General features: G+C 45.2%; 8 protein-coding genes. All 8 read right to left on the bottom strand.

Annotated features, from left to right (window positions below; all coding sequences use genetic code 11):
* A partial coding sequence (locus ACYQ3Q_RS20920) for a type IV pilus twitching motility protein PilT (protein WP_459930427.1) occupies window positions 1-1,064 on the bottom strand: 1,064 nt, incomplete at its 3' end.
* Between the two features lie 23 nt (window positions 1,065-1,087).
* Complete coding sequence (locus tag ACYQ3Q_RS20915) at window positions 1,088-2,779, bottom strand: GspE/PulE family protein (RefSeq protein WP_459930426.1); 1,692 nt, start codon at window positions 2,777-2,779, stop codon at window positions 1,088-1,090.
* A gap of 2 nt (window positions 2,780-2,781) precedes the next feature.
* Window positions 2,782-3,093, bottom strand: coding sequence for a hypothetical protein (locus tag ACYQ3Q_RS20910; protein ID WP_459930425.1), 312 nt, complete (start codon window positions 3,091-3,093; stop codon window positions 2,782-2,784).
* A gap of 20 nt (window positions 3,094-3,113) precedes the next feature.
* The gene (locus ACYQ3Q_RS20905) at window positions 3,114-3,722 is read right to left on the bottom strand and encodes a PulJ/GspJ family protein (RefSeq protein ID WP_459930424.1); all 609 of its coding nucleotides are present in this window, start codon (window positions 3,720-3,722) and stop codon (window positions 3,114-3,116) included.
* Complete coding sequence (locus ACYQ3Q_RS20900) at window positions 3,709-4,053, bottom strand: type IV pilus modification PilV family protein (RefSeq protein ID WP_459930437.1); 345 nt, start codon at window positions 4,051-4,053, stop codon at window positions 3,709-3,711. Before ACYQ3Q_RS20900 ends, ACYQ3Q_RS20905 begins: the two co-directional genes overlap by 14 nt.
* Before the next feature lie 118 nt (window positions 4,054-4,171).
* Window positions 4,172-4,522, bottom strand: a complete 351-nt coding sequence (locus tag ACYQ3Q_RS20895) for a type II secretion system protein GspG (RefSeq protein WP_459930423.1) — start codon at window positions 4,520-4,522, stop codon at window positions 4,172-4,174.
* Between the two features lie 301 nt (window positions 4,523-4,823).
* Window positions 4,824-5,930, bottom strand: a complete 1,107-nt coding sequence (aroB, locus tag ACYQ3Q_RS20890; RefSeq protein ID WP_459930422.1) for a 3-dehydroquinate synthase — start codon at window positions 5,928-5,930, stop codon at window positions 4,824-4,826.
* A complete protein-coding gene (locus tag ACYQ3Q_RS20885; protein WP_459930421.1) occupies window positions 5,902-6,435 on the bottom strand; it encodes a shikimate kinase in 534 nt (177 codons plus the stop codon). The genes aroB and ACYQ3Q_RS20885 overlap by 29 nt, the downstream gene beginning before the upstream one ends.
* Between the last annotated feature and the right edge of the window lie 8 nt (window positions 6,436-6,443).

Raw genomic sequence — 6,443 nt, 5'->3', positions numbered from 1 at the left:
TTTAGGGTAGTGGTTGTTGACCTTCTCAAACTATCAGGACTCTGCAGTTTCTCCTGGGCGACCTCAGCTGAGATCAGACCCTTTTGAACTAAGTCAAGAATAGCTTTATCCATGGTCTGCATCCCAAGCTTAGCATTGGTTTGAATGACTGTGGGCAGTTGATGAGTTTTACCCTCACGAATAAGACTGCGAACTGCAGGGGTTGCCAACATGACCTCTATGGCAGCCACGCGCCCTTTTTTATCTGCCCTAGGGAATAATTGTTGAGACATTATCCCTTGTAAAACGGCCGCCAGCTGCACTCGAATTTGTTGTTGTTGATGTGGTGGAAAAACATCGATCATCCGATCCACTGATTGGGTCGCATCATTTGTGTGAAGTGTGCTAAAAACTAAGTGCCCTGTTTCAGCCGCAGTAACAGCCGTGGCAATGGTTTCTAAGTCTCGCATCTCTCCGACTAAAATAACATCGGGATCTTGCCGCAAGACCGCGCGTAAGGCATTGGTAAATGACATGGTATCATTACCAACTTCTCGCTGATTGACCAAACTTAAATTATGTCGGTGCAAGTATTCAATGGGGTCTTCAATCGTGACAATGTGACAGGACCGCGTACGATTAATATAGTCCACTAATGAAGCAAGAGTCGTCGATTTTCCACTTCCGGTTGGGCCGGTCACAAGCACCAGCCCTTTGTGTAAGCGTGCTAACTCGATACTTACAGGGGGCAACCCTAAACTCTCAGGACTTGGAATAACGAAGGGTATCAAGCGAATGACTACGCCAATCGACCCGCGCTGGCGAAAAACATTAACCCGATATCGTCCGATTCCAGGCAAACTGTACGATAAATCGAGCTCACCGGATTCGGCAAACCGTTTAGCTTGTGTCTCATTCATGAGGGAAAGGGCGAAGGTTTCTAAATCAGATTGGGACAGTTTATCCGCTTGAAGTTGAACCATGGAACCGTCAATACGTAAGACGGGCGGACTCTCTACAGTTAGGTGAATATCCGAGGATTTTTTTTCCCCAGCTATGATTAGTAATTCTTCAAGTGTTAGCATGTGTTTAACTTCCCCTCTTACCCTCAAATACCAGATGCCGCATGGAGTAATTCCTCCATGGTGGTTAATCCTTGGGTTACTTTTAACAGACCATCTTCGAAAACCGTAAGCATACCTGAAACTAACGCTTGTCGCTCAATGTCACTAGAATTATGTCGCGTCAACACAAGGTCTTTAATTTCTTGATTATAAAGCAAAAATTCATGAATCCCAATCCTGCCTCGAAACCCAGAGCCAAAACATTCCGGACATCCGGTTGAGCGATAGAACAAATTAATCGATGCAGGTAAGCGGAGGGCCCGTTTTTCGGTTTCCGTTAGCCTATACGTTGTCTTACAATGTTCGCACAACCGGCGTACCAGGCGTTGGGACAAAACTCCACTGACTGCTGCTGCTAATAGATAAGGTTCTATCCCCATATCAACAAGCCGAGCTAAGGCCTCTGCTGCCGTATTAGTATGGAGGGTTGATAAAACTAAATGACCTGTAAGTGCAGCTGTTATCGCAATTCTCGCTGTTTCTTCATCTCGGATTTCTCCAACCATAATCACATCGGGGTCTTGTCGCAAGATATGTTTCAACCCAACAGCAAAACTGAGCCCTGCCGGCAGATTGACTTGTACTTGGTTTACCCCTGAAAGCTGATATTCAACCGGCTCTTCAATGGATATAATGTTCTGCTCTTCAGCCTTCAATTCCCTCAGCAGTGCATAAAGAGTTGTGGTCTTACCACTTCCCGTCGGTCCTACTACCAATATTAAGCCATTCGGACGTGTCAATAAGGATTTTACACCTGCTTCTATCTCCGAACGCATACCTAAGCCATTAAGCGAACGCTGTGCCATTTCTTGGTCCAAAATACGTACGACAATCTTTTCTCCATAAACAATGGGCATTGAGGACATGCGAAAATCAACCTGTCGCACCCCTGCGTTGAACGCCATTCGACCATCTTGAGGGATTCGTCGTTCTGCAACATCCATTTGGGCCATGACTTTTAAACAAGAAACTATACTTCGGGCAGTTTTTGAGGAGAGAACGTGTTTCTTCAGAAGTTTACCATCTATGCGATAACGCACGACAAAATCATTCTTACGGGGTTCCCAATGAATATCGCTTACGCCTTGCAAAACAGCCTCATGCAAAATTGAGTAAACCAATTTGAGCGTGGGCGCATCCTCTACTAAGGAATCGAATTCAACCGATTCAAGAGATTCGTTCGACCAAACGCTCTGATCCTCAAAGATATGATCCTCAAAATGCGTAATTCGGGCGACGGACTGTTCCACGGTTAAGTACTGGCGGATTGCAGCCTGAATTTCCTCAGCCTTAGCGAATACTGGCTCAACCTCTAAACCCGTAAACATTCGAACATCCCGTATAGCTCGTTCATGTGTGGGTTCTAACATGGCTACTCTTAAGACTCCCGATCGTCGCTCAAAGGGAATAAGGGTATAGCGGCGAGCCATTGCTTCGGGAATTTGCCCTGCAATTTCTGGGTCAATTGTGACTCTGGTCAGAGAAACTTCCGGGATGCCCAAATATCTACGTACGGCTTCCGATAACTTCGCTTTGGACAACACACCCATCCGCACAAGGATATCACCGATGGGTTCCCTTCCTTCCAGGGCAAAATCTAACCCCCCCGCCAAGCCCTTTTCGTCAATATACCCCTTGACAAGCAAAAACTGACTAAATTCAAGCGGCTTTTCCATGGTTAGCGGTGTAGTTCCTGATAACTCGTCATGACCCACTTTCCCGAGTCTAAGTGCAGTGTTTGTTCAATTTTTCGAATGGCTAAGCCTGACCGTCCCTCAGAAATCACTTTATACCCTCCTCCACTTAACTCAATAACAATAATAGCACGTCCGGTTGCCAAAGAAACGTTACCCATACTAAGTCCTGGATTCTCTAGCAGATGAGCTTTCGCCCACTCAATTCCTCCCTCAGCAACGTAAAGAGCCTGCCTGCTCTGAGTTTCCCGTTTTACCATACGATTCTCTGCATTAGCCTTCAGATAGACTTCCATCCCTAGTCCGGCTAAAGTCGTTAATAAAAGGAGGATAAGCAGAGTGACATACCCTGTTGACCTGTGCTTTGAACCACTGAAGTATGCGGTGATCCGTGACATATCGTAGAATGCGCACGTTGTCGGATCATACTCTGCCAAATAACAGTTTGACCCTCGACACTTGCTTGCAAAAAGATCTCCCACAGTCCCGGTTCCACCTCCATACATTCCCATCCAATAACATAACTCGCCACAGGCTGCGAAGCACCTAAATGTCTCCAATAAAGATCCCTCGTCCCATCATGATCTAAGTCAGCCACGAAATAGATGTCAAGAGACGGTGTGAGATTTGCGTCATCCGGTAAGGGTAAAACTTTTAGCATCCCAGAATCCGGAACCCATTCCACAGTTTGCGCCGTTCGAATCACATCCGAGACAGTATTGCCAGCCGTCATCACGAAATAGTGAGCTTCTAAATGATTTTTGAGAAAACGCGCTCCCCGCCACTGATCCGTGAAAAATCGCAAGGCCATGATTAAGAAAATTCCGGTGATTAATAAGGCAAATAAAACTTCCATGAGCGTTAGGCCACATTCAGCATTACTACCATTACAATTGCTATTTCTATTGCGACTATTCGACAGCATAAAGACTCTCCAGTTTGTACTGGGAAGGATTTTCCTTACCTTTCCAGAATACTTCCACACTAACTCTCAAAAGCTGCGGCATATCATCCCATTCAGAACGGATGATCCACTGGAATTTTCCTTCTTGTCCTCTCACCGTCCCACCGGGTATGCAGGCTTGTTGAACCAGGTTATCCCTCCATTCATGGTTCGCCAACCGATCCATGATTTTCTGGGCAAGATTCGCTCCCTCCATAAGGGTAAAGGCTTGGCGGGATTGGGTAACCGCGCTCTCCGTCAAGCCAAAGAGAACAGCAAACCCGAGGGAAAAAAGAAACAGGGCAAGCAACACATCAAACAATATATAACCCAAGGAAGCGTTTGCTCGTTTCGTTCTTCATCCCTCCTTGAATTTCTTCAAGTCGCTTAAAGTTCTTCTTAAAATTTTTTCCGTGTATTCTTTCTTGAACCTATAAAGCTGTTCGTGCTTTAACCCGTCCCAAGGCATCGAGCTGATAACTCAGGACGGAATTGAAAGGATCTTCTGGAACCTCAGCTAAGTATGGACCGCGCCATCCACTCACGCCGATCGGAGAGTGAACCAAATCCGAAACCCTCACCGGAAACGTTCCCACATCAATTCGATACAGCTGAACTGCCCCTTCGATCATTATTACATTCGCGAGATCCACGCGGTTCCGAACCTGACTCGTAGCTGAACCGAAGTGAGGTGTTAGGGCTAGGAGAATTCCCATTAATGAAAGTACAAGTAGAAGTTCCCACAATGTAAAACCTCTTTGCGTGTTTTTTCCACTTTTCAAGGCCTCACTCCTTTCCAATAGAAACCCGTATTAATTGCACAAATTACAAATCACGATTTACGATTGATAATTCACAATCTCAAACTTACACCAGATTATTTCTGTCTAATTCCTTTTGATTTCTCCATCCATTATTAAATCCCTTTCGACTCGACATATCTTTCTTATAAATACCTTCTATTGTCATTCTCCCTTATTAATTCGCAGTATATCGTACAAACACTTGCAATTTCTCCACTTAAAACAAGAAATCTGACAAAGATCCCTCGATCTATGCCAGATTATCAATCTACTTGTTAGTTCACTTGTCTGAGGTAATTACCTGTTCCCATGCGCTTAATATTTCTTGGTCGGTACAATCCTTAGAAATAACCGCATGTCCGATTCCTTTGGGAAGAATCAGGATTTTACGTCCCCCCTGGTTTTTCTTATCTGTTTGCATGCGCTGCAACAAGGTCAGTGGGTCTTGCCCCTTTATAGCCACCTCGGTCGGTAAACCAAAGTGAGTCAATAATTGCTTAATTCTACTAACCTCTAAGGAGGTCATTAGTCCTTTGGTCTTCGCTAAATATGAAGCTGCTACGAGACCAATACTAACCCCTTGCCCGTGAGTCACTCCACGATAGTTCATCTCCGTCTCTAAGGCGTGCCCGAAGCTATGTCCTAGATTCAACAAACCACGTTTCCCTTGCTCGTGTTCATCTTGGGAAACTATACCTATCTTTACCGCCGAAGACCGTGTCACCATTTCGCTCCAAATCAGGGGATCGCGTTGCTTAATGTTAAGTTCTTGTTGTTCGAAAAACTCAAATAGGTCCAAATCCGCAATTATGGCATGCTTTATGCTTTCTGCTAATCCGTTTTCAACTTCTTGCCAAGGTAAACTATCTAGTGTCGTAAAATCTGTCCAAACTGCCAACGGTGGAGTAAAAGTACCCAGAATATTTTTCCCGGCCGGATGATTGACAGCCGTTTTCCCACCTATACTACTATCAACTTGCGCTAACAGGGTTGTCGGAACTTGAATAAAGCGAATTCCCCGCATAAAGACGCTGGCAAAAAAACCGGCCAAATCCCCAATTACCCCACCTCCCAGAGCAATAACGAGAGTTTTGCGGTCTGCACCACAACGTAGTGCGGCTGTCGTAAGCTGACTTAAACGTTCCAGCGACTTTTCTGTTTCTCCAGCAGGGACAGTCAATAAATTCACGCGATAGTCAAGCAGACCTTTTTGGAGACGTTCCGCGTAAAGTTCCCCAACTTCCCTATTTGTAATGATCAGAATGTGCTCCACATCGTTTATTTGAGAATGAAGGTACTCCCCTAGCGCTTCGAGAGGCGCTCCTAAAAATACTGGATAGGGTTTATCCGAGCTGACTTCAATCTTTTGCAACTCCGCTAGACTCATTATTATTAATCCTCCTAAGTATGGTAAGAATCTCACTTACCACTTCATCAATATTTTTTTGAGATGTATCAATTATAAAGTCAGCCTGAGCGTAGCAGCCTTGACGCTCCGACCATAACTTCTCAATCTCCTCTTTGGAGCCTTTCAGCAGCGGACGATCATTTTTATGGCCAATCCGATTAAGAATCTCTTCCAGCGAAGCATGCAGACCGATCACAGTCCCCTTCTGAGCCAGCGCCTTCCAGTTGAGCGGATTTAATACTGTACCGCCGCCTGTCGCTATGACAATATGGTCTAATTGACTGAGCCTAGCGACCACAATGCTTTCTTCTGAACGAAAACGCGTCTCTCCATGACGACGGAAAATTTCTGTCACACTTAAATTAGTGACTTCTCCTATTTCATTATCAGTATCGACAAAATCCCAATTAAGCGCCTGGGCTAACCGCTTACCAACCGTGCTTTTGCCAGTTCCCATGAATCCTATGAGAACGATGTTTCGCATGGTGATCA

It is taken from the genome of Desulfosporosinus burensis (assembly GCF_054657535.1).
The sequence above is the reverse complement of the archived record's forward strand: the minus strand, read 5'-3'. Positions and strand labels throughout refer to the sequence as shown.